14 protein-coding genes, 1 tRNA gene and 1 pseudogene are annotated in these 17,647 nt (G+C 71.4%); 9 read left to right on the top strand and 7 right to left on the bottom strand.

Translation table 11 applies throughout. The features are described 5' to 3' along the window. Positions 1-90: 90 nt before the first annotated feature. From ACFVTF_RS27265 to ACFVTF_RS27290, 6 genes and pseudogenes are all read left to right on the top strand, one after another. Positions 91-2,628, top strand: coding sequence for a penicillin acylase family protein (locus tag ACFVTF_RS27265; protein ID WP_387817082.1), 2,538 nt, complete (start codon positions 91-93; stop codon positions 2,626-2,628). A 5-nt stretch (positions 2,629-2,633) separates the two neighbouring features. Next, the gene (locus ACFVTF_RS27270; protein ID WP_387817083.1) at positions 2,634-3,041 is read left to right on the top strand and encodes a hypothetical protein; all 408 of its coding nucleotides are present in this window, start codon (positions 2,634-2,636) and stop codon (positions 3,039-3,041) included. A 342-nt stretch (positions 3,042-3,383) separates the two neighbouring features. Continuing rightward, positions 3,384-6,047 carry an alanine--tRNA ligase gene (gene alaS / locus ACFVTF_RS27275; RefSeq protein ID WP_387817084.1) on the top strand — a complete coding sequence of 888 codons (2,664 nt, stop codon included), beginning with the start codon at positions 3,384-3,386 and terminating at the stop codon, positions 6,045-6,047. A 550-nt stretch (positions 6,048-6,597) separates the two neighbouring features. Beyond that, positions 6,598-7,329 (top strand): SMI1/KNR4 family protein, encoded by a 732-nt coding sequence (locus ACFVTF_RS27280; RefSeq protein ID WP_387817085.1) that lies wholly within the window; start codon positions 6,598-6,600, stop codon positions 7,327-7,329. Between the two features lie 90 nt (positions 7,330-7,419). After that, a pseudogene (locus tag ACFVTF_RS27285) lies at positions 7,420-7,686 on the top strand (DUF6193 family natural product biosynthesis protein); the annotation flags it as partial. Positions 7,687-7,800: 114 nt separating this feature from the next. After that, positions 7,801-8,217: a hypothetical protein gene (locus ACFVTF_RS27290; RefSeq protein WP_387817086.1), complete on the top strand. Its 417-nt coding sequence runs from the start codon at positions 7,801-7,803 to the stop codon at positions 8,215-8,217. Between the two features lie 21 nt (positions 8,218-8,238). Here ACFVTF_RS27290 and ACFVTF_RS27295 read toward each other — a convergent pair whose 3' ends face one another. From ACFVTF_RS27295 to ACFVTF_RS27305, 3 genes are all read right to left on the bottom strand, one after another. Next, positions 8,239-8,877 (bottom strand): flavin reductase family protein, encoded by a 639-nt coding sequence (locus tag ACFVTF_RS27295; protein ID WP_387817087.1) that lies wholly within the window; start codon positions 8,875-8,877, stop codon positions 8,239-8,241. Between the two features lie 158 nt (positions 8,878-9,035). Next, positions 9,036-9,968 (bottom strand): hypothetical protein, encoded by a 933-nt coding sequence (locus ACFVTF_RS27300; protein ID WP_387817088.1) that lies wholly within the window; start codon positions 9,966-9,968, stop codon positions 9,036-9,038. Between the two features lie 74 nt (positions 9,969-10,042). Beyond that, on the bottom strand, positions 10,043-10,471 hold the full coding sequence (locus tag ACFVTF_RS27305; protein WP_387817089.1) for a hypothetical protein: 429 nt from the start codon (positions 10,469-10,471) through the stop codon (positions 10,043-10,045). A gap of 350 nt (positions 10,472-10,821) precedes the next feature. Here ACFVTF_RS27305 and ACFVTF_RS27310 point away from each other — a divergent pair, with 350 nt between their 5' ends. After that, positions 10,822-12,747, top strand: a complete 1,926-nt coding sequence (locus ACFVTF_RS27310) for an RICIN domain-containing protein (protein ID WP_387817090.1) — start codon at positions 10,822-10,824, stop codon at positions 12,745-12,747. A gap of 324 nt (positions 12,748-13,071) precedes the next feature. On the opposite strand, the gene ACFVTF_RS27315 is transcribed toward ACFVTF_RS27310, so the two are convergent. Further along, positions 13,072-13,971: an alpha/beta fold hydrolase gene (locus tag ACFVTF_RS27315; protein WP_363622745.1), complete on the bottom strand. Its 900-nt coding sequence runs from the start codon at positions 13,969-13,971 to the stop codon at positions 13,072-13,074. Positions 13,972-14,053: 82 nt separating this feature from the next. On the opposite strand from ACFVTF_RS27315, the gene ACFVTF_RS27320 reads away from it, so the two are divergent. Further along, positions 14,054-14,734: a TetR/AcrR family transcriptional regulator gene (locus ACFVTF_RS27320; protein ID WP_387817091.1), complete on the top strand. Its 681-nt coding sequence runs from the start codon at positions 14,054-14,056 to the stop codon at positions 14,732-14,734. A 40-nt stretch (positions 14,735-14,774) separates the two neighbouring features. Here the strand turns inward: ACFVTF_RS27320 and ACFVTF_RS27325 are convergent, their stop codons facing one another. The 3 genes from ACFVTF_RS27325 to ACFVTF_RS27335 are packed head-to-tail and all read right to left on the bottom strand — an operon-like array spanning position 14,775 to position 17,464. Next, positions 14,775-16,232, bottom strand: a complete 1,458-nt coding sequence (locus ACFVTF_RS27325) for an MFS transporter (protein WP_387817092.1) — start codon at positions 16,230-16,232, stop codon at positions 14,775-14,777. Further along, positions 16,229-17,056 carry a glycerophosphodiester phosphodiesterase gene (locus tag ACFVTF_RS27330; protein WP_387817093.1) on the bottom strand — a complete coding sequence of 276 codons (828 nt, stop codon included), beginning with the start codon at positions 17,054-17,056 and terminating at the stop codon, positions 16,229-16,231. Before ACFVTF_RS27330 ends, ACFVTF_RS27325 begins: the two co-directional genes overlap by 4 nt. Before the next feature lie 48 nt (positions 17,057-17,104). After that, complete coding sequence (locus tag ACFVTF_RS27335) at positions 17,105-17,464, bottom strand: hypothetical protein (protein WP_387817094.1); 360 nt, start codon at positions 17,462-17,464, stop codon at positions 17,105-17,107. 110 nt (positions 17,465-17,574) lie between these two features. On the opposite strand from ACFVTF_RS27335, the gene ACFVTF_RS27340 reads away from it, so the two are divergent. Then, a tRNA-Gln gene (locus ACFVTF_RS27340) sits at positions 17,575-17,646 on the top strand. The last annotated feature ends 1 nt before the right edge of the window (position 17,647 follow it).

Consider the following 17,647-nt stretch of genomic DNA (forward strand, 5'->3'; position numbering starts at 1 on the left):
CTCCCCTCACCTCTCCCCACCGCACCCGCCCAACCTCGCACCCCTGGAGTCAACTTGCCGCGGCGCATACGCACAGCCACCCACGCGGCGGTGGCAGCCGTAGTCTCCGGCCTGGTCCTCGCGCTGCTCGCGCTGGGCATCGGGCCCGTCCCGGCCCTCGGAACCGCCCTCGTCCCCGGGGCCGGTGCCTGGGACTCCGCCGCCGGCGCCGAACTCCCGCACACCGAGACCCTCACCCTGGCAGGCCTGAACGCGCCGGTGACGGTCGCCTTCGACGACAACGGCGTCCCCACCGTCAAGGCCGCCTCCGACACCGACCTGTTCCAGGCCCAGGGCTACCTGCACGCCCGCTTCCGGCTCGCCCAGCTCGACCTGGAGCGGCGCGCCGGACGCGGACGCCTGGCCGAACTCAACGGGCCCGGGAGCGTCGAGTCCGACCGCTTCGAACTCCAGATGGGACTCCTGCGCACCGCCGAGGCCACCTGGGCCGCCACGCCGCCCGACAGCCCGGCGGGCCGCGCCCTCACCAGCTACACCCGGGGGATCAACGCCTGGATCTCCGAGCTGCGCCACAACGGGCAGTGGCCGGCCGTCTTCTCCCTCACCGGGGTCTACCCGGCCGACTGGACGCCGGTCGACAGCCTGGTCATCCAGGAACTCCTCACCCAGAGCATGGACTTCACCAGCACCCCGCTGGACTACGCGATCTTCCGGGAGTCCCTCGGCGAGGAGCGCACCATGGACTGGTTCCCGGTCCACGCGCCCAACGACCAGCGGCCGTACGACGTCGGGCCCTACCGCGACCTCGGCATCGCGCCGCTGCCCGCCAACGTCAACACCGCCGGGCCCGACACCCCCGCCGCCGCCAACCGGTCGGAGCCGCGCCCCGCGCCCGTCGCCCCCACCGGGAAGCCCGACACCGCCGGGGAGGCGACCGCGGCCCACGCCCTGCTGGACACCATCCGCGCACTCCCGGCCACCCAGGTCCACACCTTCCCCGACAGCAACGCCTGGGCGGCGAACGGCCCGGCCGTCGCGGGCGGCAACGCGATGCTCGCCGGCGACCCGCACCTGCCGATGACCCTGCCCTCGTACTGGTACCAGATCGCGCTGTCCTCGCCGGAGACCGACGTCACCGGCGCCAGCATGGCCGGCATGCCCGGCGTGCTGATCGGCCGCAACGCCAACATCTCCTGGTCCCTGACGGACGGGCAGAACCAGTCGACGGTCTTCTACAGCGAGCAGACCAGCCCCGACCACCCCGGCCAGTACTTCTGGAACAACGCGTGGCACCCGATGCAGCGGGTGGAGTACACCATCCCGGTCCGGGGCGGCGACACCGAACACCTCGCCGTGGACCTCACCGTGCACGGACCGGTCCTGACCCGGGCCGGGCAGACCACCTCGGTCAGCTGGATGGGCAACATCCCCTCCCCCGACCTGGCCGTCCTGCTCTCCGTCAACAAGGCCCGCGACTACCAGGAGTTCCGCACCGCGCTCGCCGACTGGCACGCCCCCACGCTCAACTTCGCCTACGCCGACGGCGGCGGCAACATCGGCGTGGTCGCCGCCGGGTACTTCCCCCTCACCAAGGGCGGCAACCCCTGGTTCCCGCTGCCCGGCACCGGCGAGTACGACGTGGTCGGCGCCATCCCCTTCGACGCCACCCCGCAGGTCTACAACCCGCCGAACCACGTGGTCGCGACGGCCAACCAGCGCCCCGTCTCCGCCGACTACCCGTACTACATCGGCACCACGCTCAACGCCTTCGACAACGGCTACCGGGCCAACCGGATCTACCAGTACCTGGAGAGCCACCAGGCGATGACCAGCGCGGACTTCACCACCCTGCAGAACGACGTCACCGACTACCTCGCCACCGTCATCCTGCCCCACCTGAAGACCGCCCTGGCCGACCAGCAGCTCGACCCCCGCCAACAGGCCGCCCTCGACGTCCTGAACCGCTGGGACCACACCATGAAGCCCGGCGTCGCCGGCGGCCCGATCTGGTGGACCTTCTGGAACGACTACCTGGAGACCACCTTCCAGCCCTGGTGGGACCACGCCAAGGTGCCGGTCGAACGCGACCGCCTGTACCTCAGGGTCTCCAGCGCCCTGCCCAGCCTCGACGAGAACCTCGAAGCCTGGACCCTGCACGACCCGACCAACCCGGCCTTCACCTCCCCCGGCGGCCCGACCCGCACCGCGACGGACGCCATGCGCACCGCGTTCGCCCAGGCCGTCTCCGAACTCTCCCAGGACCTCGGCACCGACCCCGCCACCTGGACCTGGGACCGCGTCCACACCCGGCAGATCCCCTCCCTCACCGGCACCGAAGCCCTCGGCTACGGCCCCAAGCCCGCCGAGGGCGACCGCTGGACCGTCAACGCGGCCGACGGCGGCATGAACTCCACCTTCGGCCCGAGCTGGCGCATGGTCGTCGACTGGAAGGGCCCGAACACCGCCACCGCGCAGGCCGTCTACCCCGGCGGCCAGAGCGAGAACCCGGCCTCACCCTGGTACCGGAACTTCATCCCGTACTGGTGGGAGGGCCGGAACCCGCCGCTCCTGATGGCCGCCGACCAACCCGCCTCCACCAAGGTGTGGACCCTGCGACCGGGAGCCTGACCACCATGACGACCCCCCAGCACCCCTCCCCCGCCCCCTTCCTCTCTCCCCTCCTCCTCACCCTCCTCGCCACCGTGGCCATAGCCCTCGGCTCCCTCTGGTCCCTCTGGTACCTCCCCTTCCTCTGCGGCCTCGCCCTCGGCACCACCACGGCCCTGCGCGGCCAACGAGCCCGCACCGCCGTCCTCACCGCCACCACAGCCGCCCTCGCCGGCTGGGCCGCCCCCCTCCTCTGGCGCACCGCCACCGGCGAAGCCGTGGCCGGCACCGCCCGCACCCTCGCCGCCCTCGCCGGCCTCCCACCCCTCGCCTCCCTGATGATCACCGCCACCCTCCTGATCAGCCTCCTCCAAGCCCTCCTGGGCGTCTGGCTCGCCCGCACCACCACCGCCGCCCTCCGCCCCACCCCCTGACCCCACACGCCTGGAAGGCCAAACGGTGGCCCGGCCCGCCCCGCGGCCCGGGCCACCGTCGTCTCGTGGTCTCGGTTCTGGTTCGAGGAACAACTCCGAGCGAACACACCCCCGGAGCCGCTACCGTTGGCAGCGCAGTCGCAGCGCGCCGTTGCGCCGTTGTCGGCTGCGCCACCTCAGAGCGATGGATACCGGAACCGGAGTCATGGTCTACACCGTGGGGGCGCGAGCTATCTGCGCCGAGCTGGAGAACTGAGAACCACTCAGTCCTCGTTCTCGGCCCGGCTCGGCGTGTGATCACCCCCCACCTCTCCACGAATCTTCCGTGAGGGCCCTACCGCCATGCGCTCGACGCAGATCCGCTCCACCTTCCTGGACTTCTTCACCTCGCGCGGCCACCGCCACGTCCCGTCCAGCCCGCTCATCCCCTCCGACCCGACCCTGCTGCTGGCCAACGCCGGCATGAACCAGTTCAAGCCCTACTTCCTGGGCAAGGCCACCCCGGAGTACCCCCGCGCCACCACCATCCAGAAGTGCGCCCGCACCTCCGACATCGACAACGTCGGCCGCACCAACCGGCACGCCACGTTCTTCGAGATGATGGGCAACTTCTCCTTCGGCGACTACTTCAAGGCCGACGCCATCGCCTACGCCTGGGAACTCCTCACCCAGGGCTACCACCTGGAGAAGGACCGCCTCTGGATCACCGTCCACCAGGACGACGACGAGGCCGAACAGCTCTGGCGCAGGATCGGCGTCCCCGCCGAGCGCATCCAGCGCCTCGGCGCGGACAACTTCTGGGACATGGGCGTCCCCGGCCCCTGCGGCCCCTCCTCCGAACTCAACTACGACCGGGGCCCGGCCTTCGGCCGCGAAGGCGGCCCGGCCGTCGACGGCGAACGCTACGTCGAGATCTGGAACCTCGTCTTCATGCAGTCCATGCGCGGCGAGGACGACGACAACGGCACCTTCCCGATCCTCGGCGACCTCGCCCAGCAGAGCATCGACACCGGCCTCGGCCTCGACCGCCTCGCCGCCATCCTCCAGGACGCCGAGAACGTCTGCGGCACCGACCTGCTGCTGCCCACTCTCACCACCGTCCAGGAACTCGCCGGCCGCGACTACCCCGGCAGCGGCTCCGACGGCGAGGAGAAGGTCTCCTTCCAGGTCGTCACCGAGCACGCCCGCTCCATCGCCTACCTGATCGCGGACGGCGTGCTGCCCGCCAAGGACGGCCGCGGCTACGTCCTGCGCCGCCTGATGCGCCGCGCGATCCGCCACGCCCGCATGCTCGGCATCGACCAGCCCGTCCTCGCCCCGGCCACCACCAGCGTCATCACCAACCTCGGCGACATCTGGCCCGAACTCACCCACCAGGCCAGCCTGATCGAGCAGGTCGTCACCGCCGAGGAGGAATCCTTCACCCGCACCCTCACCCAGGGCACCCGGCTCCTCAACGCCGCCATCACCCGCAACCGCGACAGCCGCTCCACCACGCTCACCGGCGAGACCGCCTTCGAACTGCACGACACCTACGGCTTCCCCGTCGAGCTCACCATCGAGGCCGCCCGCGACGCCGGCCTCACCGTCGACGAGGACCGCTTCACCACCCTGCTCGCCGAACAGCAGAAGCGTGCCAAGGCCGGCGGCAAGGCCAGGACCGCCGAGGCCCTGCGCCGACAGGACACCTACCGCGAACTGTCCTCCCGCCACGGCCGCACCGACTTCACCGGCTACGACCGCCTCGACACCGAGGCCACCGTCCTCGGCCTCATCTCCGACGGCACCGTCGTGCCCGGCGCCGACCAGGGCAGCACGCTCGAACTCGTCCTGGACCGCAGCCCGTTCTACGCCGAGTCCGGCGGCCAGGTCGGCGACACCGGCACCATCCGCACCACCGACGGCGCGCTCCTGGAGGTGCTGGACACCAGGCTCGGCCTGGAGGGCTTCCACGTCCACACCGTCCGCATCCGCGAAGGCGAGATCCGCACCGGCGAGCAGGCCGAAGCCGTCGTCAACGGCCCGCGCCGCGACGCCGTCGCCCGCTCCCACTCCGCCACCCACGTCCTGCACGCCGTGCTCCGCCGCACCCTCGGCGACCACGCCCGCCAGCACGGCTCCCTCGTCGACGCCGGCCGCCTGCGCTTCGACTTCGCCCACTTCTCCGCCGTCGACCCCACCCAGCTCGCCACCATCCAGGCCCTCGTCAACGACCACCTCCTCGACGACCCCGAAGTCCGCATCTGGCACGCCACCCGCTCCGAAGCCGAGGCCGCCGGAGCCACCGCCCTCTTCGGCGAGAAGTACGGCGACCACGTCCGCATCGTCGACATCGGCGACTTCTCCCGCGAACTCTGCGGCGGCACCCACGTCCCCCACGGCTCCAACGCCGGACCCGTCCGGATCCTCGGCGAAGCCTCCATCGGCTCCAACCTGCGCCGCATCGAAGCCCTCACCGGCCGCGACGCCCTCACCTACCACGACACCGAACGCCGCCTCCTCGAAGAACTCTCCACCCTCCTCGGCACCCGCCCCCAGGACGCCCCCGACACCCTCCGCAAGCGCCTCGAAGCCCTCACCACCGCCCAACAGGAACTCGCCCGCCTCCGCGACGCCGAGCTACGCACCCGCGCCCAGCAACTCGCCGCCTCCGCCCGCACCGTCCCCGGCGGCCGGATCGTCACCGAGAAGGTCACCGGCCTCGGCCCCGACGAACTCCGCACGCTGGCCACCAACACCGCCGACGTCCTCACCGGCAACCACGCCGTCGTCGTCCTCGGCACCGAGCACAACGGCAAGGCCCTCCTCGCCGCCGCCATCACCCGCAGCCTCCACGACACCGGCCTCCCGGCCAGCCGACTCCTCACCGCCGCCGCCCGCGCCGTCGGCGGCGGCGGAGCCGGCGGCAAGGGCCCCGTCGCCAACGCCGGCGGACGTAACACCGAAGCCCTCGACGAGGCCCTCGCCCTCGCCGCCCAGGACGCGACCCGAGTCCTCGGGCAGTAGAACCAGGCCACCCGGCACGGGCTGTCGGCCCCCTTCACCAGGGGGCCGACAGCCCACACCCTCGTCCTTGGTCACACCCCGCCCCCGAGTCCCGACTCACACATACCCCCGCCTGCACCACCGACCGACCAACTCGACGGCCTCGTCCGACGTATCGATAACAGCTCGGCTTCACACCGTCACCGTCTCAGCCACCCGGCTCCGAGCACGACCACCCAACAGCTCAACGCATCCAGCCAGGTGTGTCGACACCTGTGAAGTCATTCCAGAAACGGCAGTAGGCACGGCACTCCGGGCCCACGTTCCAAGAGTTCCAGTACCCGCCGACTCTGCTCCGGAGTGAACTCGGCCGACGTCGGCACGGTCAGCATCCGCCAGGGCCTCGCTGACGCCGATCAGTTCTTCCCACCACGGCGGGGTCGTCACCTGTGACCTCCCTGTATCTGCACTGATTCAGGTCACAGCATCCCTCACCACCTGGATCACACCTTCAGTGGCGCCCCCCTGCCGCCAGGTCCCTTGGAACACCAAGGTCATATCCTGGCCGATCATGCGGAGCATTGACTGGGACGGCGTCCGGGAGCGGACATGCGCGGTGCGCGAGGAGCAGGGGTGGAGCGGGGCGGGGGCTGAGCTGGCTGCGCCGCTGACCGAGATCCAGGTGGTGGAGGCGGAGCGGCAGTTCGGGATCACGTTTCCGGCGGACTACCGGGAGTTCCTGCTACGGGTGAGTGCGGGTGGACGGTGGCCCAGGGAATTGCGTCGGGGACCCCACGGGTGGCACTGGACTGAGGACCCGGACACCCAACTGGAGCGGCTGCACGTGCCGTTCCCCGATCACGACACCGCGCTGGCGGCGAGTGACGAGGTGTGGGAGAAGTTCGTACGGGAAGAGGATTACGCCGACCCTGCCGACTTCGAGGCCGCCCGGGACGCCCGGAACGAGGCCGTGGAGGCGGCGGAGCGGGACCGGGTCACGGGCGGTGTGTTTCTGGCGGGCCATGGCCACAACTTCAGCACCCTGCTCATCGTCAGCGGTCCAGACCGCGGCAGTATGTGGTTCGACGGGCGGCCGACGTGCGAGCGCCTCAACCCGCTGCTGACGGATGCGGGACGACCGGCCGGCTTCGGTGAGTGGTACATCGACTGGCTGGAACACGAGGAGGGTCTGACGACCCCGGAGCTGGAGAAGGCCGCACGCGACCAGTGGCACCGCGGGGTCGGCACGCCCATCTGGCTCCGCTGGTTCGACGACTGGGAGGACAACCGTCGCAATCGGTAGCCCACCTGTCACGAAGGCGCCCGTCATCGCCGAGGCCATGGCAGTGGTGATCGTCAAGAAACGGTCACCAGGTGGCACCGGCACCCGCGCGTCCACGCGCTGCTGGCGGCGGCGTACGCCCAACCGGTGCTCCGGCGGCTGATGCCGGTCAACAGCCACTTCAACCTCTGGTTCTCCACCAGTGTCGAGGAGTTCTGGAAAGGGGAGGCGCGGACCGGGTTCGTCATCTGCCCGTACGACGAGGGGCTGTACGGGGTGCGGAAAGACGGCGAGTTGCTCGCACGCACCGAGACGCCGGAGGAAGCCGTCGCCCTCGTGGTGGCCGCCCTCCCGGAGGGGATCGGGCCGGCGCGCTGAAGCGGCGCCAAGAACCGCGGGCGGCGCACGGGGCTTTCGCAGCACGGGAAGTCGGACCGGCCGACTTCCCGTGCTGCGAGCGGGATCCGCAAGGCGCTCCCTTAAGATCCCACGGTGAAGATCTGGACGGAGCGCCCTGCCAAAGCGGACGTCGAAGCGGTCGTCCGTCGCTACTTCAGTCTGCTTCGAGCGGGCCGGATCCCCGAGGCCGAAGAACTCGTTGATCACACCTCGGTCCGGCATGTGCTCAAGTCGCTGTGGACCGGCTCGGTCAAGGCGAACGCCGACGCGGACGAGAACGAGAACGCCGACGAGAACGAGGCGAGCGCCAGCCCTGCTACCGACGCGTGGGAACGAGACTCGTCCTGGCTCCGCGAACTCGATCTCGCGGACTTCCACTGGGGCCACGAGGGCACCGGCTTCTACGTCGAGTTCACCTACCGCGCGCGGATCATCGAGGTGTCATTGAGCTTCTGGGTCAAGCCCACCGACGCCGGCTGGGTCCTCGCGGGGCCGGCCACCCTCTGGTAGGAGGGCGAACGAAAGAGCAGTTCAGACGGTCGTCGACTGGAGCTGGTGCGGCATGTTCCAGCTCTCGGCGAGCCTCGACGGGTGAACGTTGCCTCCCCCGCCGAAGAACTCGCAGAACTTCATGATCAGCGGGTCCCAGCCGAGCGGGTCCACGTAGTGCGTCCCGGGGATGACGAGGCTCTCCTCGACATGGGCGCGAAGGACCTCGACCTCGAAGGCGGTGGCGTGCGGCTCGGGGCCGCCGAAGGGGTGGGCCGAGATGACCTTGCACTCCAGCTGCACCGGGCACTCCGCGACCCTGGGGGGCCGGACCAGGTCCGACGCCTGCTCGGTCAGCTGCGCGACCGAGAACTTGTCCGGCTCGTACCGGTAGCCCTGCTTCGCCTTGTAGTCCGCCACGACCGGCTTCCCGGTGGTGAGCGCGATCCGGTCGACGGCGTCGACCATCGCCGACGAGGGCAGGTTGAGCACGCACTCGCCTTCCCGCAGCAGGTTCGCGGTGGTCTGACCGTTGTTGCCGAGCCCGAGCATGCAGGACTGGCCCAGCCACCAGACCGAGGACATCGGCGCGAGGTTCGCCGTGCCGTCCTCGTTGAGTGAGCTGATCAGCACCACCGGAGTTCCGAAGTACAGGACCTTGAGCCCGGGGACGACGTGCATGCGCTGTGCCTTTCGAGAAATACCGGACGAACAGGTCCGCGATCAGGAACACGAACCGTCGCCGACTCTCTCGCGAGCTGGACGCCGGCACTGGCGGAAACGCGACACCGCGTTTCCGCCGAGTGCGGTCGAAAACGGCAGCGACGGCGGCAGCGACGCTACGGTCCGGGTTCGGGGCGGCCGAGGACGGCGTCCGCTTCCCTGAGCATGCGCCGCCGTTCGGCCAGAACCCCGTCGAACGCGGTGGCGTTCTGCTGGATCAGGGTGCGCTGGACGACGGTCTCGGCCTCGTTCCAGATCCGGACGAGCCCGGTCTCCTGTTTGCAGGCGACGTCCGCGAGGGCGGTCGTCCGTTCCTCGCCGGTGGCTCGTTCGGACGGCCAGGTGCCGGTCTGCAGCGGCGTCGCGTAGTCGTACCCCGCCCGCTTCATGCATCGGGACCACGCGGTGACGACGGCCACGACCTCCGGCGCCTTCGCCGACTGCTCGAAGGACTCCTGGTTGGCCGACCGGACCACGTAGGCGTCTCCCGGGTAGCCGGTGGTGCCGGTGATCCGCCGCGCGGCGGACTCCTGGCAGCCCTGCGGGCCGGTGAGCGCCTTCATCTGTGCCGGGGAGAGCGGTGCCTGCGTCGGGGCCGGGTGGTCGGGCAGGTGGTAGCCGACGGTGCGGGCGCCGGTGGCGCTGGTCAGACCGTAGCGCCGTTCGTACCGGCCCAGTAGGGGGGCCTGGACGCCGGCCGGGGCGGGCGGTTGGAGGCCGACGCTTCGCAGGCAGTCGGCGACCAGTCGGTCCAGGGCGGTGTGCAGCCGGGCCTCGTCGGCGGGCGGGAGGAAGTACGGGTCCAGCGGCAGGGAGATGACGGCGGGGCCGTCGGTGGCTGCCCCGGGTGTGGCACCGGATGTGACCTCAGGTGTGACTCCAGATGTGGCCTCGGGTGTGACCCCGGGTACGGCCTCCGACGTGCCGGCGGCGGAGGCGGACGGCGTACCGGCGGCGCCCCCTCCGCTCGTGGAAGTGGAGCAGGAGGCGAGCAACAGGCAGCAGGTGACGACAGCTACGAGCGGGGCGGCGAGCCGTGGTGCGTTCATGGTGACGTGGCCTCGAATCTCTGCGCCGCCGGGCCGTCCGACCAGTCGGACGGCCCGGCGGGGTGCTGCTGCGGTCAGCCGTTGACGAGGAACGAGGCGTCCTCGTTCTTCGTCTTCACCAGGTTGGCGTTGCCGCAGGCCACGATGAGGTCCGAGGGCCCGGACCAGTTCTCGTTGTAGAACACCTGGACGCTGCCGTTGCAGTGGCCCGGGTACTGGTAGGTGGCGGAGGCCGCGTTGTTCTTCACCGCGGTGCCCTGCCCGGGGCCGGCCGTCAGGAACGCGCCGGCGTTCGCGAGGTTGTCGAAGCCCTTGAACCCGGTGCTCAGGTCCCAACCGGCCACCGAGCCGCTCTGGTTGGCGTTGTACCAGAGGCAGAAGGCCCTGGCGCCGAGGCAGTTCGGGTTGTTCGGCGCGGCCTGCGCGGCGGGCGACACGGCCAGCGTCGCGGTGGCCATCGTCCCCGCGAGCAGCAGGGTGGTGAGGATGCGTCGAGTCTTCATGGTCTTCCTCCTGAAGTATGAACGCCCCGGGGCGGGACGGATCCCGGTCCGGCTGCGTTTCGGTGCGATGGGATACGAGGGACCGCTCCACCGGTGTCGCCACGTTCCCCGTTCGTGGCGGTGGTGCCGTCGGCCCCCGGCTCCGTCTTCGGGTCCCGGCCCGGAACGCCGCCGTGGGGAGCCGCGTCACGGGACCTTGAAGTGTCCGAAGATCCGATGGAGACTCCACCGTGCGGGCTTATTTGATTGTCCATCAACAAAAAACCGATACGGCCCAGGTGAGCGGCGGACAATCCCGCTTCGGCCGCCGGACAGGACCGGACAAAGGGTCGGACAGGACAGGAGGCACGGTGGGTAGTGCTGGACGACCGCAAGGACAGCTCAAGGGAGAGACGGAACAGGCGAACGCCCTGGCCCGGTTCGTACGGGAGGTGACGGGCGGGGCCACGGTCCGCGAGCTCGCTCAGCGGTACCCGGCCGGCAAGACCAGCTGGAGCGAGTACCGCTCCGCGGAGAAGGACATTCCGTGGCACCTGCTCGAACGGCTGGTCCACGACTGCCCGGTGGACCCGCAGGCCCGAGCGGTGTTGCTCGTCCGCGCCCGCGCCCTGCACGAGCAGGCCGGCCGGGCGGCGGCCGGGACGGCCCCCTCGCCCGCGGAAGGGCGGTCGGCCGCGCGGCAGGCCCTGGAACGGGCCCGGCAGGCGCAGCGCCAGGCCGAGGCGGGCGTGGCCCAGGCCGAGGAACTGATCCGCGTGCTGGTGGCGATCGTGGCCGAACTGCGGGGTGAGCTGAGCGCCGGCACCGAGGACGGGGAGGATCCCGGCGGACCGGTTTCGGACGGCGGGTACGCGGCGCAGTCGCGACGCTCCCGGCTGCGGGAGGCGACGCGTTGCCTGGCCGAGGTGCGGCGCATCAGGGAGGACGCGCGCCAGGCGCAGCAGACGGCGGGCTGGGAGGAGGACACCGTCGGACTCCTGGTCGACCAGGAGCGGGCACGGATCCAGGAGGACGGTGGTCAGCAGCCGGGAGCGGAGCTGGTGGTGGACGGCGGGGTCCAGGCGCACCTGCCGGTGCTGCGCCGCTTGGAAGCCGACCTCGTGGAGGTGCGGGAGGCACTGGCCGACCAGTGCCGGGAGGTGAGCCGGATGGTCCGGCCCACCGCGGCCGGGTCCGGGATTGTCCGCGGCGAACTGGTCCGGGCCCCGGACAATCCGCCGACCAGCCCGCTCACGCTCGGCCCCCCGCCCGCCGGCCCCGCGGTCATCGGCCCCACGGTCATCGGACCGCCACTCGTGGGGCCACTGCGGGGAGAGCCCTCCGACGCGCGGCGGCGTACGGCCCGGACCGGTGCGGCCATGGGGGCGACGGCGGCACTCCTGGCCGTGGCACTGGTGTTGGCCGGGGTGCTGGTGGGCATACGGCTGGGCGCGGCGCCCGCCCCCGTCGACGCGCTCGCCCGGGCGGCCGGCGCGGGCGCAGCCCCCTCGGCACCGGCGGGGGACAGCCCCCCGCCGTCGGCACCCAGTACGCCGCCGACCGCCTCACCGCCCATCTCACCGACCGCCTCACCCGCCGTCCCACCGACCGCCCCGCCGCCCGCCTCACCGGCCGACCCTCGGACCGCCGGACCGGGGATCGCGCCGCTGGTACCCGCACCGGCCGGCACGCCGACCCCCACCGTGGGATCCAGCACCCCGCCGGAATCCGTCGCCCCCTCCCCTTCGGACGGGAACCGCACGCCCATGAAGTCCTCGCCGCCGCCCAGCGCCGCACCGCCGCCGACGACGGAACCCTGGACGCCCGACCGCCTCGGCGGCGCCCCGATGGTCCCGCCGACGGGGCCCGTCGCGATCAAGAACGGCAACAGCCTGCAGTGCGTGTCCACATCCGGCGGCACCCGGGAGGAAGGCCAGGAAGCCCAGCAGTTCCCCTGCGGGGACTACCCCGACCACTTCTGGGAGAGCCAGAAGACCTTCACGGACGCCGAAGGCAACACCTACTACCGGCTCGTCAGCTACAACAGTGCCCTGTGCCTCTCCGTCAAGGACTCCAGCACCGAAGCCGCCGCCCAGGTGATCCAGTCCGCGTGCAGCAGCGACCCCGGGCAGTCCTGGAGAATCGAGAAGTGGCCGAAAGGCATCCGCCTCGTCAACGGCAACAGCCACCAGTGTCTCGCCGTCTCCTACGGCAGCACCGCCCCGCGCGCCCCACTGATGCAGTACCCGTGCGGAAACTACCCGGACCACTACTGGAGCTACGGCCCACGCCGGTAGCGGAGCAGCCCTCGCCGACCCACACGACAAGCAGCAGACCGCCCGGGCGACCCCGCCTCCCCCCGGCCACGGCCGCAGGTCGGCGAACACCGTGCTCAGACCCCTCCCACAAGCAGAAGGGCCGCCCCGACGAGGGCAGCCCTTCTGCGAGTCCTGCAGATCCTGCGGGTCCTGCGGCTTTCGCGGCGTGTGTCAGCGGGTGAGCAACTCGCGTACGGCGTCGCTCACCTCGGGCAACTCGCCCAGGTGAGCCCGCGAAAGGACTCGCGGGCTCAGCCGCGACGGCCCGCCGTCACGCACCAACCCGGCGGTGGAGGCCGCCGGTCAGCTCCGGGTTTCCTGCCGGGAGGAGGTGATGAACTGCAGCAGGTGTTCGTTGACCAGGTCGGGGCGTTCGAGGTTGAGGCCGTGGCCGGCTCGTTGCACGATCTCGGCCCGGACTCCCGGGATCAGCGCGGTGACCCGCTGGAGGACGTGGCGCGGGCGGAGCAGGGCGCTGCGCCTGCCCAGCAGGACGAGGGTGGGCAGGCGGATGGAGCTCAGTTCCTCGTCGGTGAACGGCCTGGCGGCGGGGCGGGTGTTCGGCTTGTAGCTGCGCATGCCGAGCATCAGGGGGGCGATCATCTCGGGCGGCGAGCTGAGTGCGGGGTTGGCGAGCAGACGCCCGAGCGCGGGGCGCAGCGGGCGCGGGGCGAGCATGCCGAACAGGCCGCCGATCATGTGGGCGTAGAACCGGGCGGGGACCTTCTCGATGCCGCCGGGGTCCATCGGTGCGATCGACGCGAGGCGTTCGGGTGCGTGGATGGCCTGGTTGAGGGTCAGCCAGCCGCCGTAGGAGAGGCCGACCAGGTGGATGCGGTCGAGTCCGAGGCCGGCGAAGACCTCGCCGAGCCAGGCCGCGTTCTCCTCGGAGCCGGCCGCGACAGCGCGTTGGACGCTGCGGCCGGGGTCGTCGAGCGTGTCGATCGCGTAGACCGGGTGGTGTTCGCCCAGGGCGGCGATCTGCGGGTACCAGTTGGACGGGTGTCCGGCGTGGCCGTGCAGCAGCACGATCGGTTCGCCGGTCTCGGGTCCGTAGTGGTGGACGTGGACGGTGCCGTAGCTGGTTTCGACATCGAGTTCCCGGCGGGGGGCCGGCCACAGCTCCATCGCGCGGTCGTAGGCCTCAAGGAACTTCGTTCGGGCTTTCTCGCTGACGAAGTGTCCGACGCTGGTCCTGGTCATGGTCCCTCCCGGTGCTCGGAATGCACGAAACAGCAGCACTTGATGGTATGTTTGTACCATAAAAACGTCTGGAAGGAACCCGATGCCGAAGCTGGTGGATCACGAGGAGCGGCGGGCCCACATCATCGACGCCCTGCTGCGCACGGCGGCGGACACCGGGCTGCACGCCGTCACCATGCGGTCCGTCGCGATCGAGGCGGGTGTCTCGGTGCGGCTCGTGCAGTACTACTTCGACACCAAGGAGCAGCTGCTGCTCGCGGCGCTCACCCGCCTGGCCGCACGGATGGGCGAGCGAATCCAGGAGCGGGTCCAGGAACGGATCCAGGAGCGGATCCAGGAACGGGCCCAGGAACAGACCCCGGAACGGGTCCGCGACCGCGCCGGGGCGGCGGCCGGGCCCTCGGCCTCACCGCGCGACATCGTCGAGGCGGTCCTGCTGGAGTCCGTGCCGACGGACGAGGAGAGCCGGACCTTCCACCTCGTCTACACCGAGTACGCGGTGCTCTCCATCACCGACCCCGCGCTCGCCGGGCAGTCGTTCCTCGCGGCGCCCAACGAGATGGAGGACTTCCTGGTCGGCCAGTTGACCGCCGCCCGGCAGGCCGGGGACACCGATCCGCGCACGGACGCCCGCCAGGAGGCCGTCGTCCTCCTGGCGGTCTCCGCCGGCCTGGGCCTGAGCGTCCTCCTCGGCCAGCGGACGGCGGACGACGCGGTGGCGGTCCTGCACTACCACCTCGGCCGGCTCTTCCCCGGCTCGTGAACCCTCCACGGCGACCGGGTGAGCGCCGCCGGCCGGGGCGTCAGAGCCGTTCGGGGACGGGGTTGCCGACGGCCTCGATGGCGCGACGGACGGGGACCTTCAGCAGGAGGACGAAGCCGATGAGGAAGAACACCAGCAGGGAGATGATCGCCGAGCGGTAGCTGCCGGTGATCTGGTAGGCGAGGCCGAAGACCAGCGGGCCCATCCAACTGGTGCCGCGGTCACTGACCTTGTAGACGCTGAAGTACTCGGCTTCCCGGCCCGCCGGGATGAGGTGGGAGAACAGCGAGCGGGAGAGCGCCTGGCTGCCGCCGAGCACCAGCCCGATCATGCAGGCCAGGGCGAAGAACCAGACGGGCTGGTGGGCGGGCATCAGGTACCCGAGGGCGAGGGTGGCCACCCAGCCGACCAGGGATCCGAGGACGGTCCGCTTGGCGCCGTAGCGGCGGGCGATCCGGCCGAGGAGCAGCGCGCCGCCGATCGCCACGATCTGGACCAGGAGCACGGCGGCGACCAGCGAGGTCTGGTCCATGCCGAGTTCCTCGCTGCCGTAGAGCGAGGCCTGGGAGACGACGGTCTGGATGCCGTCGTTGTAGCAGAGGAAGGCGCCCAGGTAGAGCAGCGTGAGCGGGTACTGACGCATCCCGCGCAGGGTGCGGGCGAGTTCACGCAGGCTGCCGGCGGCGGGCCGGTCCGGCGTGGCGGTGGGTCGGTCCGGCGCAGCCGGGGCAGGGCCGGACACGACCGGGGTACGGCCGGGGGCCGCGCCCGCCCGGGAGGGCAGTCGCAGCATCGGGACGATCGTGAACAACGCCCACCACAGGCCGGCCGAGGCCAGACAGATCCGCACGGCGGTGCCGGAGGACAGGCCGAGCGCGTCGTGGCCCTGGAACAGCGCCAGGTTGGCGATCAGCAGCAGTCCGCCGCCCGCGTAGCCGTAGGCCCAGCCCTTGGAGGAGACCGCGTCGCGCTCGTCGGGGGTGGCCAGGCCGGGGAGGTAGGCGTAGGAGAGGGCGACCGACACCGCGTACGCGATGTTGGCGACCACCAGCAGTGCGCCGCCGAGGAGGTAGCGGTCGCCGTCGAGGAGGAACATCCCCATCGTGGCGACCGCGCCGACGTAGGCGAAGCCGCACATCAGCTCCTTGTGCCGCCCGGTGCGGTCCGCGACCGTGCCGGTCAGCAGCATCGCCGCGACCGAGAGCAGCACGGAGAAGGAGACCGTGTACGGGAAGAACGACCCGGCGCGCACCGTCAGTCCGAGCGGGTGCACGTCGCCGGCCGCGTCGGCGGCGTTCTTGGCGACGGTCGTCAGGTACGGGCCGAGGAACACCGTCAGGACGGTGGCCGAGAAGGCGGCGTTGGCCCAGTCGTTGATGTACCAGCCGAACCGTATCCGGCGCAGGGCGCTGTCGTCGGCGGCGGCCGCGCGCTCCGGCGGGCCGTCCGGCAGATCGTCCGGGAGGCGGTCCGGCAGGTTGTCCGTGGTGCTCGTCATGGGGATCCCATCACCGTGCTGGAGCCGGTGCTGCCGTCGCTCCAGCAGCCGCGCTCGCCGAGGACGTCCCGCAGGACGTCTATGCGATCGGCCATGATGCCATCCACACCGAGGCCGAGGAGAGCCCTGATCCGTGTGGGATCGTCCACAGTCCAGACGTGAACCTGGAGGCCGAGGTGGTGGGCGGCGCGCACGAAGGCCCGGTCGACGACCCGGACGCCCCGGTGCCGCTCGGGCACCTGCGCGCACACCCCGGCGAACGGCGCCCCGGACCGCGCCCCGTCCCGCGACCCACGCCCCCTCAGCAGCGGCCCGGCCAGCGAACGCAGCCGCAGCCGGGCCACCTCGCGCGGGCCGAGCGAGGTGGCCAGCCGGGGGCCCGCGGCGGCGCGGACGGCGGCGAGGCGGCTGTCGGAGAAGCCGCCGACGCAGACCCGGTCCCAGGCGCCGGTCCGGCGGATCGTCTCGACCAGCGGCCCGACGGCGGCCGCCGCCTTGACGTCGACGTTGAAGCGGGCCCGGGGGAACGCGTCGAGCAGGTCCTCCAGCAGCGGCACGGGCTCGCTGCCGCCGATCCGGGCCTGCCTGACGGTGTCCCAGGGCAGTTCGGCCACCGCCCCGGTGCGGTCGGTGACCCGGTCGAGGCGGGTGTCGTGAAAGGCCACCAGCACGCCGTCGCGGGTGGCGTGCACGTCCGTTTCGAGGTAGCGGTACCCGAGGGCGACGGCGGCCGCGAAGGCGGCGAGCGAGTTCTCGGGGTGGCCGAGGTCACCGCCCCGGTGCGCGAAGGCGAGCGGCCCGGGGTGGTCGAGGAAGGGGTGCATGTGGTGCTCCGAGCTGCTGGGATGCGCGTTACAGTATGACGCACCCTGTCAAGCAGTAACGCCGGCGCCGCCAGCAGTCCCATCAGTGCCATCAGTGCCATCAGTGCCAGCGGTACCGCTACCGCCCGGATCGTCGACGCGGCGCAGATCGTAGAGGTACGACTTGCCGGCCTTCCAACTGCGCCAAGGGCCGAGTGGAGGCAGCGGCTCCTGGTCGTCCGTCCGCCCCGCCAGCGGCCCGGAGTTGGCGGCCCCGTCGGCGCCGACGGTGCACCAGCCCCGCTCCGGCAGCCACCGGCACCACACGTCCAGGTCCACCCGCCGGTACGACGGCCTGCCGTTGAACACGCCGTCCGGCCGGAAGTGGTACACCAGACCGTCCAGGCGGCGAACGAACTCGATCGACACGGCGACTCCCCCCGTCGGACACCCGAAGCGCCAGGCTACGCCGCGAGCCCGGCGGAGGCGGCGAAAGTGCATTGCACGGCCGCCGACCTGACACATAGGCTCACGCCCATCGACGTGTAGCTCAGCAGCAGAGCACCGGGCTCTGGACCCGGAGGGCGCAGGGGCGGCACCTGCCACGTCGGC

Source organism: Kitasatospora sp. NPDC057940 (genome assembly GCF_042887425.1).
Taxonomy (GTDB): Bacteria; Actinomycetota; Actinomycetes; order Streptomycetales; family Streptomycetaceae; genus Kitasatospora.

Coding starts and splice junctions, on each gene's coding strand:
- ACFVTF_RS27270 (WP_387817083.1), top strand. CDS start 2,634: ATGACGACCCCCCAGCACCCCTCCCCCGCCCCCTTCCTCTCTCCCCTC.
- alaS (WP_387817084.1), top strand. CDS start 3,384: ATGCGCTCGACGCAGATCCGCTCCACCTTCCTGGACTTCTTCACCTCG.
- ACFVTF_RS27280 (WP_387817085.1), top strand. CDS start 6,598: ATGCGGAGCATTGACTGGGACGGCGTCCGGGAGCGGACATGCGCGGTG.
- ACFVTF_RS27295 (WP_387817087.1), bottom strand. CDS start 8,877: ATGCACGTCGTCCCCGGGCTCAAGGTCCTGTACTTCGGAACTCCGGTG.
- ACFVTF_RS27300 (WP_387817088.1), bottom strand. CDS start 9,968: ATGAACGCACCACGGCTCGCCGCCCCGCTCGTAGCTGTCGTCACCTGC.
- ACFVTF_RS27305 (WP_387817089.1), bottom strand. CDS start 10,471: ATGAAGACTCGACGCATCCTCACCACCCTGCTGCTCGCGGGGACGATG.
- ACFVTF_RS27315 (WP_363622745.1), bottom strand. CDS start 13,971: ATGACCAGGACCAGCGTCGGACACTTCGTCAGCGAGAAAGCCCGAACG.
- ACFVTF_RS27320 (WP_387817091.1), top strand. CDS start 14,054: ATGCCGAAGCTGGTGGATCACGAGGAGCGGCGGGCCCACATCATCGAC.
- ACFVTF_RS27325 (WP_387817092.1), bottom strand. CDS start 16,232: ATGACGAGCACCACGGACAACCTGCCGGACCGCCTCCCGGACGATCTG.
- ACFVTF_RS27330 (WP_387817093.1), bottom strand. CDS start 17,056: ATGCACCCCTTCCTCGACCACCCCGGGCCGCTCGCCTTCGCGCACCGG.